General features: G+C 66.1%; 16 protein-coding genes. 10 read left to right on the top strand and 6 right to left on the bottom strand.

The genetic code is table 11. From position 1 onward, the window contains the following. Nucleotides 1-13 precede the first annotated feature (13 nt). The 9 genes from nusA to ACT53T_RS13935 all read left to right on the top strand — a co-directional run bounded on the left by nusA (nt 14) and on the right by ACT53T_RS13935 (nt 9,945). The gene (gene nusA / locus ACT53T_RS13975; RefSeq protein ID WP_476161668.1) at nt 14-1,624 is read left to right on the top strand and encodes a transcription termination factor NusA; all 1,611 of its coding nucleotides are present in this window, start codon (nt 14-16) and stop codon (nt 1,622-1,624) included. After that, the gene (locus ACT53T_RS13970; RefSeq protein WP_245258449.1) at nt 1,621-2,361 is read left to right on the top strand and encodes an RNA-binding protein; all 741 of its coding nucleotides are present in this window, start codon (nt 1,621-1,623) and stop codon (nt 2,359-2,361) included. The genes nusA and ACT53T_RS13970 overlap by 4 nt, the downstream gene beginning before the upstream one ends. After that, nucleotides 2,354-5,062 carry a translation initiation factor IF-2 gene (gene infB / locus ACT53T_RS13965; RefSeq protein WP_400769655.1) on the top strand — a complete coding sequence of 903 codons (2,709 nt, stop codon included), beginning with the start codon at nt 2,354-2,356 and terminating at the stop codon, nt 5,060-5,062. Before ACT53T_RS13970 ends, infB begins: the two co-directional genes overlap by 8 nt. A gap of 117 nt (nt 5,063-5,179) precedes the next feature. Continuing rightward, nucleotides 5,180-5,596: a 30S ribosome-binding factor RbfA gene (rbfA, locus tag ACT53T_RS13960; RefSeq protein ID WP_476161667.1), complete on the top strand. Its 417-nt coding sequence runs from the start codon at nt 5,180-5,182 to the stop codon at nt 5,594-5,596. Next, nucleotides 5,597-6,070 (top strand): hypothetical protein, encoded by a 474-nt coding sequence (locus ACT53T_RS13955; protein ID WP_476161666.1) that lies wholly within the window; start codon nt 5,597-5,599, stop codon nt 6,068-6,070. It begins immediately after the preceding gene. A 2-nt stretch (nt 6,071-6,072) separates the two neighbouring features. After that, nucleotides 6,073-6,972 carry a tRNA pseudouridine(55) synthase TruB gene (gene truB / locus ACT53T_RS13950; protein ID WP_476161665.1) on the top strand — a complete coding sequence of 300 codons (900 nt, stop codon included), beginning with the start codon at nt 6,073-6,075 and terminating at the stop codon, nt 6,970-6,972. A gap of 128 nt (nt 6,973-7,100) precedes the next feature. Continuing rightward, nucleotides 7,101-7,904, top strand: a complete 804-nt coding sequence (gene murI / locus ACT53T_RS13945; protein WP_476161664.1) for a glutamate racemase — start codon at nt 7,101-7,103, stop codon at nt 7,902-7,904. A gap of 126 nt (nt 7,905-8,030) precedes the next feature. After that, nucleotides 8,031-9,464 carry a homospermidine synthase gene (locus tag ACT53T_RS13940; protein ID WP_476161663.1) on the top strand — a complete coding sequence of 478 codons (1,434 nt, stop codon included), beginning with the start codon at nt 8,031-8,033 and terminating at the stop codon, nt 9,462-9,464. A gap of 244 nt (nt 9,465-9,708) precedes the next feature. Further along, on the top strand, nt 9,709-9,945 hold the full coding sequence (locus tag ACT53T_RS13935; protein WP_476161662.1) for a hypothetical protein: 237 nt from the start codon (nt 9,709-9,711) through the stop codon (nt 9,943-9,945). 3 nt (nt 9,946-9,948) lie between these two features. Here ACT53T_RS13935 and ACT53T_RS13930 read toward each other — a convergent pair whose 3' ends face one another. The 6 genes from ACT53T_RS13930 to ACT53T_RS13905 all read right to left on the bottom strand — a co-directional run bounded on the left by ACT53T_RS13930 (nt 9,949) and on the right by ACT53T_RS13905 (nt 16,072). After that, on the bottom strand, nt 9,949-11,310 hold the full coding sequence (locus ACT53T_RS13930; protein WP_476161661.1) for an O-linked N-acetylglucosamine transferase, SPINDLY family protein: 1,362 nt from the start codon (nt 11,308-11,310) through the stop codon (nt 9,949-9,951). A 137-nt stretch (nt 11,311-11,447) separates the two neighbouring features. Next, entirely contained in the window at nt 11,448-12,521 is a 1,074-nt protein-coding gene (locus tag ACT53T_RS13925) for a sulfate/molybdate ABC transporter ATP-binding protein (protein WP_018266605.1), read from the bottom strand. Nucleotides 12,522-12,543: 22 nt separating this feature from the next. Then, complete coding sequence (gene cysW, locus ACT53T_RS13920; RefSeq protein WP_400769669.1) at nt 12,544-13,437, bottom strand: sulfate ABC transporter permease subunit CysW; 894 nt, start codon at nt 13,435-13,437, stop codon at nt 12,544-12,546. Further along, on the bottom strand, nt 13,430-14,296 hold the full coding sequence (gene cysT, locus ACT53T_RS13915; RefSeq protein ID WP_161914671.1) for a sulfate ABC transporter permease subunit CysT: 867 nt from the start codon (nt 14,294-14,296) through the stop codon (nt 13,430-13,432). The genes cysW and cysT overlap by 8 nt, the downstream gene beginning before the upstream one ends. 16 nt (nt 14,297-14,312) lie before the next feature. After that, complete coding sequence (locus ACT53T_RS13910; protein WP_476161781.1) at nt 14,313-15,296, bottom strand: sulfate ABC transporter substrate-binding protein; 984 nt, start codon at nt 15,294-15,296, stop codon at nt 14,313-14,315. 185 nt (nt 15,297-15,481) lie between these two features. Continuing rightward, a complete protein-coding gene (locus tag ACT53T_RS13905) occupies nt 15,482-16,072 on the bottom strand; it encodes a hypothetical protein (RefSeq protein ID WP_476161660.1) in 591 nt (196 codons plus the stop codon). Here ACT53T_RS13905 and ACT53T_RS13900 point away from each other — a divergent pair. Beyond that, nucleotides 16,071-16,258, top strand: a 188-nt coding sequence (locus ACT53T_RS13900) for a hypothetical protein (protein WP_476161659.1), incomplete at its 3' end; no start/stop codon positions are given. The genes ACT53T_RS13905 and ACT53T_RS13900 overlap by 2 nt on opposite strands.

The raw sequence follows: 16,258 nt of genomic DNA, 5'->3' as shown, positions 1-16,258 counted from the left end.
TTGGGAGCAAGATATGGCCGTCAGCGCCAACAGGTTGGAAATCCTGCAGATCGCCGATGCGGTCGCGCGCGAGAAATCGATCGACCGCTCGATCGTCATCGCCTCCATGGAGGACGCGCTGCAAAAGGCCGCGCGCTCGCGCTATGGGCAGGAGACCGAAGTCCGCGCCGAGATCAATCCGAAGAGCGGCGAAGTGCGCTTCTCGCGTCTGCTGCTGGTCGTCGATCTCATCGACAATGACGCGACGCAGATTTCCATCGAGGACGCGCGCAAGCGCAATCCGGCGGCGCAGGTCGGCGATTGGATTTCCGAGACGCTGCCGCCTTTCGATTTCGGCCGCATCGCCGCGCAATCGGCCAAGCAGATCATCGTGCAGAAGGTGCGCGAGGCCGAGCGCGACCGCCAATATGAAGAGTTCAAGGACCGCATCGGCGAGATCGTCAACGGCGTCGTGAAGCGCGTCGAATATGGCAATGTGATCGTCGATCTCGGCCGCGGCGAGGCGATCATCCGCCGCGACGAGATGATCCCGCGCGAGACCTTCCGTCCCGGCGATCGCGTGCGCGCCTATGTCTATGACGTGCGCCGCGAGCAGCGCGGTCCGCAGATTTTCCTGTCGCGCACGCATCCGCAATTCATGGCCAAGCTGTTCCGCCAGGAAGTGCCGGAGATCTACGACGGCGTGATCGAGGTGAAGTCGGTCGCGCGCGATCCGGGCTCGCGCGCCAAGATCGCGGTCATCTCGCGCGATTCCTCCATCGATCCGGTCGGCGCCTGCGTCGGCATGCGCGGCTCGCGCGTGCAGGCCGTCGTCGGCGAATTGCAGGGCGAGCGCATCGACATCATTCCCTGGTCGGCGGATGCGGCGACCTTCATCGTCAATGCGCTGCAGCCGGCCGAGGTGGTGAAGGTCGTTCTCGACGAAGACTCCGCGCGCATCGAGGTGGTGGTGCCGGACGATCAGCTGTCGCTGGCCATCGGCCGCCGCGGCCAGAATGTGCGTCTCGCCTCGCAGCTCACCGGCTGGGATATCGACATTCTGACCGAGGCCGAGGAATCGGAGCGCCGTCAGCGCGAGTTCGTCGAGCGCACCAAAGTGTTCATGAACGCCATCGACGTCGATGAGGTCGTCGGCCGCCTGCTCGCTTCGGAAGGCTTTCAATCGGTCGAGGAGCTGGCCTTCGTCGATCTCGGCGAGCTGGCGACGATCGAAGGCTTCGACGAGGACACGGCCGCCGAGATTCAAAATCGCGCCCGCAATTATCTCGAGCGCGTCGAGGCGGAGAACGAGGCGCGTCGCGTCGAGCTCGGCGTGCTCGACGAGCTGAAGGAGCTCGACGGCGTCACCACGGCGATGCTGGTCAAGCTCGGCGAGAATGACGTGAAGTCGATCGAGGATCTCGCCGGCTGCGTGCCGGACGATCTCGTCGGCTGGACCGAGAAGAAGGACGGCGAGACGGTCAAGCAGACCGGCTTCCTCGACGGGATCGACATTTCTCGCGAGGAGGCGGAGGCGCTGATCATGGATGCGCGCGTGCGCGCCGGCTGGATCGAGGCGCCGGAGCCCGAGGCGGAAGCCGAGGCCGCAGAGCCGGCAGAGGCGCAGCAGACCGAGGCGCAGTGACGAAACGGGACGGCGAGCGAATGAGAGAGGCGGAGGCGAGCGAACGGACTTGCATCGTCACCCGCCGGCGCGACGCGCCGGAGGGGATGATCCGCTTCGTGCGCGCGCCGGACGGCGTTCTCACGCCGGACATCAGATCGCGCCTGCCCGGCCGCGGCGCCTGGGTGACGGCGCGCGCCGATGTCGTGGCCGAAGCATTGAAGAAGCGCGCCTTCTCGCGCCAATTGAAGGCCGAGGTCTCGGCCTCGCCCTCGCTCCCCGCGGAGGTCGATCGGCTGCTGGAGGCCGATTGCCTGCAATCGCTGGCGATGGCCAATAAGGCGGGCGCCGTGGTCGCCGGCTTCGGCAAGGTGTGCGAGGCGCTGGAGAAAGGCGCGGTCGCCGCTGTGCTGGAGGCGCGCGACGGCTCGGCGGAGGGCCGCCGCAAGCTCGCCCAGGCCGCCCGGCGCGCGGCCACGGCGCGCGGATGCGGCGAGAGGGTCACAGAGACGATCTCTCTGTTCGATTCTCTTCAATTGGATTTGGCTTTGGGCCGCACAAATGTGATACATGCAGCCCTCGCGCCGGGCGGACCGACGCAAGCCTTTTTGGCGCGCTGCCGCCGCCTCGCCGCCTATAGAGGCGAGAGCGCTTCCGGCGACGCGCAGACTCTGAACAGCGAGCGGACCGACGAGCTCGGCCCGCTGAAAGACGCAACCGAACAGGCGCAGCCCGAGGATCGGAAACTGGATGAGTGAGACCGAGACCGAGAACAGCGGCGACAAGACGCTGACCGTCACGCCGTCGAAGACGTTGCATTTGAAGCAGCGTCCGACCGAGCATGGCGGAATGGTGCGCCAGAGCTTCTCCCACGGCCGCTCCAAGGTGGTCGTGGTCGAGAAGGTGAAGCGTCGCGCCCCCGGACATGTCGAGACCAAGCCGGCGGCTCCGGCGACAGCGGCGCCCGCCGCGCCGGCGGCCCCCGCAGCCCCGCCGCCGCCTGCGCCGCCGACGGCCCCTGTCGCCGCCGCGCCGCCGCCGCCCCCGCCGCCGAGAGCCGAGACCCCGCGCCCGCAGCCTGCGCCCAAGCGCGGCGCCGGCATGGTGCTGCGCGCGCTGACCGACGATGAGCGCGAGGCCCGCGCCCGCGCCCTGGTCGACGCCCGCACCCGCGAGGAGGAAGACCGTCGCCGCGCGGTGGCGGAAGCCAAGGCCCGCGCCGAGCGCGAGGAGCGCGAGCGCGAGGAGCGCGCCGCCGCCGAAGCCCGCAAGCGCGAGGAAGAAGAGCGCCTCGCCCGCGACGCCGAATCGAAGCGCCGTTCCGAGGAAGAGGCGCGCCGTCGCCTCGCCGGAGGCGGCGCTCCCGAGCCGCATGCTCCGACCTCCGCCACCGCACGCCCGGCCCAGCCGCGTCCGGCTCCGACCGCCGGAGGAGAGGCGCCCCGCCCCGCCGCGACCGCGACGGAAGACGCCGAGAAGCGCGTCGTCCGCCGTCCCGTCGGCGTCATCGCCGTCAAGGCGCCGCCGCCGCCGCCCCGTCCGACTCCCTCGCGCGGCGGCGCGCAGAAGGACCGCGGCCGCCTCACCGTCTCCACCGCGACGTCCGAGCAGGAAGAGCGCACGCGCTCCGTCGCCTCGTTCCGCCGTCGCACGCAGCGCCTCAAATCCTTCGGCCAGGCCGAGCAGAAGGAGAAGATCGCCCGCGAGGTCATCCTCCCGGAGACGATCACCATTCAGGAGCTCGCCAACCGCATGTCGGAGCGCGGCGTCGACGTGATTCGCCTGCTGATGAAGCAGGGCGCGCTGCACAAGATCACCGACGTCATCGACGCCGATACGGCGCAGCTCGTCGCCGAGGAGCTCGGCCATGCGGTCAAGCGCGTCGCCGAATCCGATGTCGAGGAGGGACTGTTCGACGAGCCCGACGCCGAGGGCGAGCTCGAGTCGCGGCCGCCGGTCGTCACCATCATGGGCCATGTCGACCACGGCAAGACCTCGCTGCTCGACGCGATCCGCCACGCCAATGTCGTGGCCGGCGAGGCGGGCGGCATCACGCAGCATATCGGCGCCTATCAGGTGAAGGCGCCCAATGGCGCGCCGATCACCTTCATCGACACCCCCGGCCACGCGGCCTTCACCGCCATGCGCGCCCGCGGCGCCAAGGTCACCGACATTGTGATCCTGGTGGTGGCGGCGGATGACGGCGTGATGCCGCAGACGATCGAGGCGATCCACCACGCCAAGGCGGCGGAGGTTCCGATCATCGTCGCGATCAACAAGATCGACAAGCCCGACGCCAAGCCCGAGCGCGTGCGCACCGAGCTGCTGCAGCATGAGGTGCAGACGGAGACCTTCGGCGGCGACACGCTCGAGGTGGAGGTCTCCGCCAAGGAGAAGCTCAATCTCGACAAGCTGCTCGACGCCATCACGCTGCAGTCGGAAGTGCTCGACCTCAAGGCCAATCCCGAGCGCTCCGCCGAGGGCACGGTGATCGAGGCGCGGCTCGACAAGGGCCGTGGTCCGGTCGCCACTGTGCTGGTGCAGCGCGGCACGCTGCATGTCGGCGACATCATCGTCGCCGGCTCGCAATGGGGCCGCGTGCGCGCGCTGCTCGACGACAAGGGCGTCGTGGTGCAGACCGCCGGCCCGTCCTTCCCGGTCGAGATCCTCGGCTTCTCCGGCACGCCGGAAGCCGGCGACCGCGTCGCCGTCGTCGAGACGGAAGCGCGTGCGCGCGAGATCACCGAATATCGCGAGCGTCAGCGTCGCGACAAGCTGGCCGCGCGCGGCGGCGGCGCCCGCACCTCGCTCACCGATATGATGAGCCAGCTGAAGACCGCCGGCCGCAAGGAGTTCCCGCTCGTCATCAAGGGCGACGTGCAGGGCTCTGTGGAGGCGATCGTCGCAGCGCTCGACAAGCTCGGCACGGACGAAGTCGGCGCGCGCGTCGTGCATGCGGGCGTCGGCGGCATCTCCGAGTCCGACATCGCACTCGCCGAAGCGTCCAACGCCGTCGTCATCGGCTTCAACGTGCGCGCCCATAAGGAAGCGCGCGAGGCCTCCGAGCGCGGCGGCATTGAAATCCGCTACTACAACATCATCTACAATCTCGTGGACGATGTGAAGGCGGCGATGTCCGGCCTGCTCGCGCCCACCCTGCGCGAGACCATGCTGGGCAATGCGCAGATTCTCGAGGTGTTCGACATTTCCAAGGTCGGCAAGGTGGCGGGTTGCCGCGTGACCGACGGCTCGGTGGAGCGCGGCGCCAATGTGCGTCTCATCCGCGACAATGTCGTCGTCCACGAGGGCAAGCTGTCGACGCTCAAGCGCTTCAAGGACGAGGTCAAGGAAGTGCAGGCCGGACAGGAGTGCGGCATGGCTTTCGAGAACTATCAGGACATGCGCGCCGGCGACGTCATCGAGTGCTATCGCGTCGAGGAGATCAAGCGGACGCTGTGATCGCGTCTCGCTGATCTCCACCGAACTTTTAACAAGCCTTCGGCGCGCCGCCGTCCTCGACTGCAAAGCGAGTGACGGCCGCGCAACGTTGGGAGCGCGCGAACAGCGCGAACATCCATGTCCAGAGCCCATCACGCCCATGGGGCGGAGCCGTCGCAGCGCATGTTGCGCGTCGCCGAGCTCGTCCGCCATCAAATCGCTTCGATGCTTTCGCGCGGGGATATCGCTGATCCCGTGCTCGAGCAGCATGTCGTCACCGTCTCGCGGGTGACGATGAGCCCGGATTTGAAGCTCGCCACCGTCTATGTCATGCCGCTCGGCGGCAAGGACGAGCCGGAGGTGCTGCGCGCTTTCGACCGCCACAAAAAATATCTGCGCGGCGAGATCGCCCATAGCGTCAATCTCAAATTCGCCCCGGAGGTGCGTTTCCGCATCGACGATAGTTTCGACAATGTCGCGCGCATCGACGCGCTGCTGAACTCCGAGCGCGTGCAGCGCGATCTAGCAGCCCCTCTCGAAAGGGAGGACGATTGAGTGCTAAAGCTGAAACGATGGACAGAGGACGAGCTTCGAGGGCTCTCCGAAAAGGAATTGCTCGTTCTCTATTCCCGTTGTCACGAGATGGCCGGCACCGCGGAGGCCGACGACGCGCTGAACTTGATCGAAAAGATCGGCGTTCCCCAGGCGCGCGAAGGGACAAAGCTCGATTCCCCGCTCGGCAGGAAAATGCAAGCAGTCATTTTTTCGCCTGAGGGGAAAGCGGCGGCGCTCGAGGCTGCGAAAAACGGCCTCGCGCCTATGGTCGTAATAGATCCGATGCTACAGAAGGCGATCGGAACCGAATACAAGGGTGCCTACGAGGGCACGATGAACGCCGGCTATCTCGTCGCGAACCTCATGCGGCAACATCAGTGGGAAGTCGCTGGCAAGAAACGCCAGAAACTTCCAGATCACTGCATAGCCAAGACTGCTGCGCTCTTCGTGCATATCCCGTCGAAAAAGAGCTGAGCGTGAACAAAACTCGATCCAATCGCGCCGTCGTCGACGGCTGGGTGGTGCTCGACAAGCCCGTCGGCATGACCTCGACGCACGCCGTCTCGCGCTTGAAGCGCATCTATAATGGCAAGAAGGCCGGACACGCCGGCACGCTGGACCCGCTCGCCTCCGGCATTCTGCCGATCGCTTTCGGCGAGGCGACCAAGACCGTGCCTTTCGTCCAGGATGGCGAGAAAGCCTATAGCTTCACCGTGCGCTGGGGCGTCGAGACCGACACGGACGACGCCGACGGCAAATCCGTGCGCGAGAGCGAGGAGCGGCCGACGATCACGCAGATCGAGGCGCTGCTGCCGCGCTTTCTCGGCGATATTTTGCAAGTGCCGCCGCAATATTCCGCCATCAAGATCGCCGGCGAGCGCGCCTATGATCTCGCGCGCGACGGCGAGACAGTGGAGCTGAAGCCGCGCCCCGTCACCATCCATCGCCTCTCCATCGTCGATGCGACGGAGGAGGAGACCAAGCTCGTCATGGAATGCGGCAAGGGCGCCTATGTGCGCTCCATCGCGCGCGATCTCGGGCGGCTGCTCGGCTGCTTCGGCCATGTGACCGCGCTGCGCCGCACACGGGTCGGCCCCTTCCTCGAGGAGGACAGCTACACGCTGGACGAGATCGAGGGCGGCGAGGCGGCCAACGCGCTTCTCTCCGTCGAGGCGGGCCTCACCGAGCTGCCCTGCGTCGTCGTCGATCGCGACGCCGCGGCGCGGCTGCGGCGCGGCGGCTCGCTGATCCTGCGCGGCCGCGACGCGCCTGCGGGCGGCGTCGTCTATGCGGCCTGCGGCGGCGTGCCCGTCGCTTTCGGCGAGGTGGTGGAAGGCGCGCTGGAGCCCTCGCGCGTGTTCAACCTCCCGTTCTGACGCGAGGTTGATCTTCGCGGGGGAACGCGTTTCTATTCGGGGAGAGGCCCCCTCCCCATCCCTCCCCCGCTTTGCGGGAGAGGGGGCAGGTTCGGGGACGTCAGGACATTGCGAGCCGACCGCCCCTCATGACGCCCCCCGTCCCCAAAATCCTCGTCTTCGACTCCGGACTCGGCGGCCTCACCGTCTTCACCGAGGTGGCGAAGCTGCGCCCGCATGCAGCGCTGCTCTATTGCGCGGATGACGCCGGCTTCCCCTATGGCCCGCTCTCCGAGACGGCGCTGGTCGCGCGCGTCATGGAGGTGATGGAACGGCTGATCGCCGAGCTGGCGCCCGATCTCGTCGTCATCGCCTGCAACACCGCCTCCACTCTCGCGCTGCCGCATTTGCGGGCGCGCTGGCCGCAGCTTCCCTTCGTCGGCACGGTGCCGGCGATAAAGCCCGCCGCCGAGCGTTCGCGCTCGCGTCTCGTCTCCGTGCTGGCGACGCCCGGCACTGTGGCGCGCGACTACACCCGCGCGCTCATCGCCAGCTTCGCGGAAGATTGCGCCGTGACGCTGATCGGCTCGACGCGCCTCGCCCCGCTCGCCGAGGATTTTATGCGCGGCGCCGCTGTTTCAGAGGCGGAGATCGCCCGCGAGATCGCGCCCTGCTTCGTCATGCGCGACGACGCGCGGACGGATGTCGTCGCGCTCGCCTGCACGCATTATCCGCTGCTGCTGGATTTTTTCCGGCGCCTCGCGCCCTGGCCGGTCGAGTGGATCGACCCCGCCCCCGCCATAGCGCGGCAGGCCGATCGGCTGCTGGCGGAGCGCTTCGGCCCCGACCGCGCAACAATTGCGCCGGCGCCCCGCGCGCTCTTCACCAGCGGGGCGCGCCCGGAGCCGGCGCTGGCCGCGGCGCTGACGCGAATGGGTTTTTCTCCCGACTGATCCTGCGCCCTCTTTGCCGCAGAGCGGCAAAAGGAAAACGCCCCGCCCGCGTTTTTCCTTGATTATGTCGGCCGCTCTTGCTGTAACGCGCCGCACAATAGTCTCGAACTCCAAGAGGTGAGCGAAATGGCAGACTGGCCCGTCCATGCGAAGATTACCGGCCCGATCGTTCTGATCGGCTTCGGCTCCATCGGACGTGGCATCTTGCCGCTCATCGAACGCCATTTCGACTATGACAAGAGCCGTTTCACCGTCATCGATCCTGTCGATACGCATCGCGAGATGCTGGATATTCGCGGCATTGCGTTCCAGAAGACCGCGCTGACCAAGGACAATTACCGCGAGGCGCTCACCCCCCTGCTCACCAAGGGCGAGGGACAGGGCTTCGTCGTCAATCTGTCGGTCGACACCTCCTCGCTCGACATTATGAAGCTCGCCCGCGAGCTGGGCTGCCTCTATGTCGACACGGTGGTGGAGCCCTGGACCGGCTTTTATTTCGACACCAGCCTCGGCAATGAAGCGCGCACCAATTATGCGCTGCGCGAGACCGTGCTGGAGGAGCGTCGCCGCAATCCGGGCGGCCCGACCGCCGTCTCCTGCTGCGGCGCCAATCCGGGCATGGTGTCCTGGTTCGTGAAGCAGGCGCTGCTGAACATCGCCGCCGACACGGGCCTCTCGATCGACGCGCCCAAGAGCCGCGCCGAATGGGGCGCGCTGGCGCAAAAGCTCGGCGTCAAGGGCATTCACATCGCCGAGCGCGACACGCAGCGCGCTACGACCCCCAAGCCGCGCGACGTCTTCGTCAACACCTGGTCGGTGGAAGGCTTCGTCTCCGAGGGTCAGCAGCCGGCCGAGCTGGGCTGGGGCACGCATGAGAAATCGCTGCCGGACATCGCCGGCACGCATTCCTCCGGCTGCGGCGCGGCGATCTATCTGAAATCGCCGGGCGCCAATACGCGCGTGCGCAGCTGGACGCCGACGCCGGGGCCGCAATTCGGCTTCCTCGTCACCCACAACGAGTCGATCTCTATCGCCGATTTCCTCACCGTGCGCGACGATTCCGGCAAGGTGGTCTATCGGCCGACCTGCCATTACGCCTATCACCCGGCCGACGACGCCGTTCTGTCGCTGCATGAGATGTTCGGCCGCGCCGGCAAGATGCAGGCGAGCTGGAAGATTCTCGACGAGAACGAGATCGTCGACGGCATAGACGAGCTCGGCGTGCTGCTCTACGGCCACGCCAAGAACGCCTATTGGTACGGCTCCCGCCTCTCCATCGAGGAGACGCGCGAGCTGGCGCCCTATCAGAACGCCACCGGCCTGCAAGTCAGCTCGGCCGCGCTGGCCGGCATGGTGTGGGCGCTGGAAAACCCCAACGCCGGCATTGTCGAGGCCGACGAGGTGGATTTCCGCCGCTGCCTCGAGGTGCAGACGCCCTATCTCGGCCCGGTCGAGGGGGTCTACACGGATTGGACGCCGCTCGACGGCCGTCCGGGTCTCTTCCCGGAGGATATCGACGAGAGCGACCCCTGGCAGTTCAAGAATATTCTCGTTCGGTGACGAAACCCGGTCCTTCTCCCGCTCGCGGGAGAAGGCGATCGCTTTCGGGCGGAGAACTTTTCAGCGCGCCTGTCGCAGATTTGCGACAGGCGCGTCCATTTTCGGCGCCGAGCGCCACGAGCGGCCGCAATCTGCGCTGTGGCCGCTGATACAAATCGCATTGCTATGCTGCAGCCGCGCCGGCGCGAAGGAACACCTTCGAGACAGGGCCGGTCGGTCTCCAGCCTCTCCGAAGGAGACAGCGATGCTCACCTCGAAATCGACCCTCGTCCTGGCCATGGCGATCCTATGCTCGGTCGCGCAGGCGCAAACGAAACGCTCAGAAGATTTGCCGCCGCGACCAGTCGTCTCGAAGAACGCCGAGACCGGCTCGGGACCAGACCGCGAACGCCAGAAAAATAATTTCTCGGGCACGATCGGGCGGCTCGGCCTCGGCGCCGACCCCACGCGGCCAGAAGGCCCCGGCAACATCTCCAACTAGGCGTCAAGCCGTCGGAATCAGCGCCGCCGGCGGCAGGCCGGCGGAGCGGCGATTCCACATGGATCGATAGAGGCCTTCGAGATCGCGCGTATAGGCGGGAACGTCGAAGAGCGCCGCATCGGCGCGATTGCGCGCGAGCTTCGCCTTCAGCTCCACGAGATGGGCGGGATCGGCCGCCAGCCGATAGGCGAGATCGAAATAATCGTCGAGATCGGCGGCGATCAGCTCCGTCAAGCCGACGGCGCGCAGCAGGCTGCCGGCGACGCGCGAGGGAAAGGTCGAGCCGCTGCAGGTGACGATCGGCACGCCCGCCCAGAGCGCGTCGCTCGCCGTGGTGTGCGCATTGTACGGCGCCGTGTCGAGCACCAGATCGGCGAGCTGGAGTCGCGCCAGATGCTCGCCCTGCGCCATATCCGGCGCGAAGATCAGCCGGTCGCCGTTCACGCCGCGCCGCCACGCCTCATTGCGCAGATTGCCCTCCGCCATGGGCGCGCCGAGCAGCCAAAGGACGCTGCCCGGCACGGCGTCCAGCAGCCGGCACCAGACGTCGAACATCTCCGGCGTGAATTTATAGGCCTGATTGAAGCAGCAGAAGACGACGCCCTGCTCCGGCAGGCCCATGCTGGCGCGCAAGGGCATTCGCCCGATCGGTCCGGCGCGGCCATGCGGCTGATAGCTGTTCGGCATATAGGCGAAGGATTCGGAATAATCGCCGGCGGAGGCGAAGGGCGTCACATAATCGTCGGTGATGATGTAGTCGCAGATATCCTCGCCGAGCGTGCCGGGATAGCCGAGATAATTCACCTGCACGGGCGCCGGCCGCAGCATCAGAATGCCGCTGCGCGCATTGGCCGTGAAGCCTTTGAGATCGATGAGAATGTCCACCTCGTCGCGATGGATCGCGCGGGCGGCGTCGCCATCGGAGAGCGCTTCTATGTCGATGAAAGCGTCGAAAGCGCCGACGAGGCGACGACGCATGCTCTTGCCGTCGTCGGCCCCATAGGAATAGGCGTTGACGCAAAAGCGCTCGCGATCATGCGCCTCCAGCGTCTCGATCAGCAGCAGCGCGGTTGCGTGATCGTGGAAATCATTGGAGAGATAGCCGAGCCGGATTTTCCGCCCATCGGCGGGGCGGAACTGGAAATCGAGCGCGAGCCGCGCCGCGACCGCGGCGGCGCGCCGATCACGCGTCCACAGCTCCGAGCAGCGCCTTTGATCCGTCGCGCCGACGCCCGGCTGCGAGAGCAGCAGAAAGGGCGGCAAGGAGCCGGACCTCCCCGCCTCGAGAAGATCGTCGAGCGCTTTCGCATCGCCTGCGAAATCGCCCCATTCACACATGCCGCGGCTGCGTCCCGGCGCTCGCATCGCCGTCTCCCAGGTCGAAGGTCCTTCGCCTGGGCATGAGGGCGCGTGTCGCCTTCCAGATCAGACAAGCACGACAAGCAATCCATGCGCCAAAATCCTTCTCCCACATGGGAGAAGGATTCGCACAGGCTCTCGCCCTATATCCCCGCGCCGTCGCCGAGCGTCTCCTCGGCCGCCGTCGAGAAAATCCGAACATTGTTCAGCGACAGCGGCACATTGCTGCCGAGCGTCGCGCCCGCGCGATCATCCGTGTCGACCTCGACCGTCTGATCATAGCCCGGGATGGAGATGGAGGCGCGCAAGCCGGCGGCCGTGCGGCGCACCGCCTCGACCCGGCCCTCGAGCGCGCCGATCTGGCCGCCATGCAGAGCGATGTCGGCGGGGCGGAAATAGACGCGCGCCGGTCCATTGCGCAGATTTTCCGAGGAGACGTGCAGCTCCTTGCCCTGGAAGATCACCTTGCCGTCGGCGACCTGCACCGGCAGCGCCAGCGCCTCGCCGACAAAGGACAGAACGAAGGGCGAGGCCGGCCGGTCATAGAGCTCGTCCGGCGTGCCGATCTGCTCGATGCGGCCCTTGTCCAGCACCACCACGCGATCGGCGAGCTCCATCGCCTCGTCCTGGTCATGCGTCACGAAGACGGTGGTGAGGCCGGTCTGGCGATGCACGTCGCGCAGCCAGCGGCGCAGGTCCTTGCGCACGCGCGCGTCGAGGGCGCCGAAGGGCTCGTCGAGCAGCAGCACGCGCGGCTCGATGGCGAGCGCGCGCGCGAGCGCCACGCGCTGCCGCTGGCCGCCGGAGAGCTGCGCCGGATAACGTCCGCCGAGACCGTCCAGCTGCACGAATTCCAGCAGCTCGGCCGCGCGCGCGGCGATCTCGGCGCGGGACGGGCGCGAGCGGCGCGGGCGAACCTTCAGCCCATAGGCGATGTTGTCGGCGACGGTCAGATGCTTGAACAGCGCGTAATTCTGGAACACGAAGCCGACGCGCCGCTCCTGCACCGACAGAGTGGTCGCATCCTCCGAATCGAACAGAATGCGGCCGCGATCGGGATTGGAGAGGCCGGCGATGGCGCGCAGCAGCGTCGTCTTGCCGGAGCCCGACGGTCCCAGCAGCGCGACCAGCTCGCCGGGCGCGATCGTCAGATTGACGTCGCGCAAAGCGGGATAGTCGCCGAAATCCTTCTCGACGCGCTCGATCCTGATCTCCACGCCATGCGGGCGCGGCGCCTCCTCAGTGACGTCGGCGACCGGCGATTTGGCCGGCGTAGCGCCATTCGAGGAGCGTCTTGATTCCAAGAGTGACGAGAGCCAGCCCAGCCAGGAGGGAGGCGAGGGCGAACGCCGAGACGATGTTATACTCATTGTAGAGGATCTCCACCTGGAGAGGTATCGTGTTGGTCAGGCCGCGAATATGGCCGGAGACGACCGAAACCGCGCCGAACTCGCCCATGGCGCGGGCGTTTGCGAGGAGCACGCCATAGAGCAGGCCCCATTTGATGTTGGGCAATGTCACCGTGAGAAAAGTGCGAAAGCCGCTCGCCCCGAGCGTCAGCGCCGCCTCCTCCTCCACTGTCCCCTGCTCCTGCATGAGCGGGATCAGCTCGCGCGCGACGAAGGGGAAGGTGACGAAGATCGTCGCGAGAACAATGCCGGGGATGGCGAAGACGACCTGAATTCCCCAGGCCGAGAATGTGGGGCCGAGCAGTCCCTGCGAGCCGAAGACCAGCACATAGACGAGGCCCGACACCACCGGCGAGACGGAGAAGGGCAGATCGATGAGCGTGATGAGCACGCTCTTGCCGGGAAAGGAGAATTTCGAGATCGCCCAGGCCGCGCAGACGCCGAACGAAGCGTTTAGCGGCACGACGATCGCTGCGACGATGAGCGTTAGGCGGATCGCCGCGCGGGCGTCCGGCTCCTCGAAAGTCGCGAAGAAAGCCCCTGCGCCTTTGGCCAGCGCCTCGGTAAAGACGACCGCGAGCGGCAGCAGAAGGAAGAGGCCGAGAAAGGCCACGGCGACGCCGATGAGCGCATAGCGCGTGAGCGGCGTCTCCTCCGTCACGCTGCGTGGCGGCGCGAGCGCGACGGCGGGCGCGAGCGCCGCGGATGTGGTCGCCTCAGACATGCCCGAACCTCTTTTGGCTCCAGGCCTGGATCAGATTGATCGCCAGCAGCACGGAAAAGGAAATCGCGAGCATGATGGTCGCAATGCCCGTCGCGCCCGCATAGTCGAACTGCTCTAGCTTGACGATGATCAGCAATGGCGCGATTTCCGAAATATAGGCGAGATTGCCGGCGATGAAGATCACCGAGCCATATTCGCCGACGCTCCGCGCAAAAGCCAGAGCGAAACCAGTGAGCAAGGCCGGCAGGATCGGCGGCAGCAGCACGCGCCACACCGTCTGCGCGCGGCTCGCGCCGAGCGTCGCCGACGCCTCCTCGAGCTCCGAGTCGATCTCGGCGAGCAGCGGCTGCACGGTGCGCACGACGAAAGGCAGGCCGACGAACACAAGGGCGACGAGAATGCCCCAGCGCGTGAAGGCGATCTTTATGTCGTAATCGGCGAGCGGCTCGCCCAGCCAGCCATTCGGCGCATAGAGCGCGGCGAGCGCAATGCCGGCGACCGCCGTGGGAAGGGCGAAGGGCAGATCGACGATGGCGTCGAGAAAACGCCGGCCCGGAAATTCATAGCGCGTCAGCACCCAGGCGGCGATGAGGCCGAAGACGACATCGATCGCGGCGGCGGCGAAAGAGATGAAGAAGCTGGTGCGCAACGCCGCGGCGACGCGCGGCTCCACCGCTATGCCATAGAGGCCGGAAAGCCCGAGCGAGGAAGCGCGGAAAATCAGCAGCGACAGAGGAAACAGGACGACGAGGCTCAGATAGAAGATGGTGAAGCCGAAAGTCGCCCGGAATCCGGGAATGACGCTCGGAGCCGTGAAGCTCCGAGCCTTCTTGTTCGCGACGGGCGCAGCGGCGCTCATGAGAGGTCCTTGCGCCTTACTGCTTCTGAATATCGTCGAAGACGCCGCCATCGGCGAAATGCGTCTTCTGCGCATTGGTCCAGCCGCCGAAGACCTGATCGACAGTGAAGAGCTCGAGCTTGGGAAGCCGCTTCAGATCTTCCTTGGCCGCGAATTCGGGATGCGCGGGGCGATAGTAATTCTTGGCGATGATCGCCTGCGCGGCCGGCGTGTAGAGGAAATTCACATAGGCCTCGGCGGCCTTGCGCGTTCCCTTGGCGTCGACATTGCCGTCGACGACCGCGACCGGCGGCTCGGCGAGAATCGAGCTCGAAGGAACGACGATCTCGAACTTGTCCTTGCCGAATTCCTCGAAGGCGAGGAAGGCCTCGTTCTCCCAGGCGATCAGCACATCGCCGAGACCGCGCTGAGCGAAGGTGATCGTCGAGCCGCGCGCGCCCGTGTCGAGCACCGGGGCGTTCTTATAGATGGCCTTGACGAATTCCTTGGTCTTCGCCTCGTCGCCGCCGAACTTCTTGAGCGCATAGCCCCAGGCGCCGAGATAGTTCCAGCGCGCGCCGCCGGAGGTCTTCGGATTGGGCGTGACGACCGCGACGCCGGGCTTGGCGAGATCGTCCCAATTCTTGATCTTCTTCGGATTGCCTTTGCGGACCAGGAAGACGATCGTCGAAGTATAGGGCGAGGCGTTGTTCGGCAGCTTCTTCTGCCAATCGGGCGCGATCTTGCCGGTCTTGTTCACGATCGCGTCTATGTCGGCGGCGAGCGCCAGGGTCACGACATCGGCCGCGAGGCCGTCGATCACCGCGCGCGCCTGCGCGCCAGAACCGGCATGAGAGGCCTGGAGCTCGATCGTCTCGCCTGTCTTCGCCTTCCAATCGGCGGCGAAGGCGGGATTGATCGCCTTATAGAGCTCGCGGGTGGGATCATAGGAGACATTGAGCAGCGAGGTCGCCGCCAGCGCCGTCGCGTCGACGAAAATCGACAGGCTCGCGGCGAACATGACCACCGCGCCGAAGCGGCGCCGCGAGATTGAAACGCTCCTCATACCGGTCTCCTCTTATGGTCTATAACTTCAGTCATTTTATGGACTAATATATTTTGACCATGCTGTAAACCGTGTCTCCGGCGCGCAAAACGCCGAATTCATACTTTTTCAGCAGAAGATGAGCGCGCCGCCCTATTCGGTCAGCGCCGGGCGCCTGCAGGCTTCGAACGGCTGGAGACGAATAGGAAGAATGCGAGCAAGCCGGCGGCGCCGATCAGATAATAGGGGCTGATCTCGAAACGCCGCTTGCCGACGGAAAAGGGAAAGCGCGCTGTCCAATGCTCGCCGACCGCGCCGTCGATGGTGACGACGCCGACGAAATCGCCCGGCTGGGCGAAGACATGAGCAAAAGAAAATGTCCCTTTGGGATAAATTTGCGGAGGCAGCGCGGCGACGGTCGCCGATTCCGAGCTCGGCTCGTCGTCGCTGGCCTCGCTCGGCAGCAAGATGCGAAAGCCGGCCTTCATCTCGCGCAGTTCTGGAGCCGCATAGTCGAAGACGAAGATCGTTTCGCCGGATTGCGGGGCGTCCTCGCAGAATTTTTTCTGCTGCGCCGCGCCCGGCTGATAGCCCGCGAAATAGATGATCTCAGGGCCGATTTTCAGAACGCAGCTGTCCTTGTCGGGAAGAAGATCGCCGCGCGCCAGCGCCGAATGAATAACGCCCGCTGCGACCAGAACGGCCGGCAAGAGCATTTCCACGAGCGTTTGCGCGATACGACGACGCGGCATGCGCTTTTCCCCCGTGAGCGCAGAGTTTCAGACTGCACTTAATCCGCCATCGCGCGCCCCGCAAGGCTCCGCGCGAGAGGAAGAAAAAAGTCCCGACCGCAAAAAGAAACCGGCCGGGCGCGAGGCCCGGCCGGCGGAATTTTCAGCCTTCAGAGAGTTCGATCAGGGCATGTCGCCGGCGACGAA

The organism is Methylosinus sp. DMC45 (genome assembly GCF_056313885.1).
This window is presented reverse-complemented; position numbering and strand designations above follow the sequence as displayed.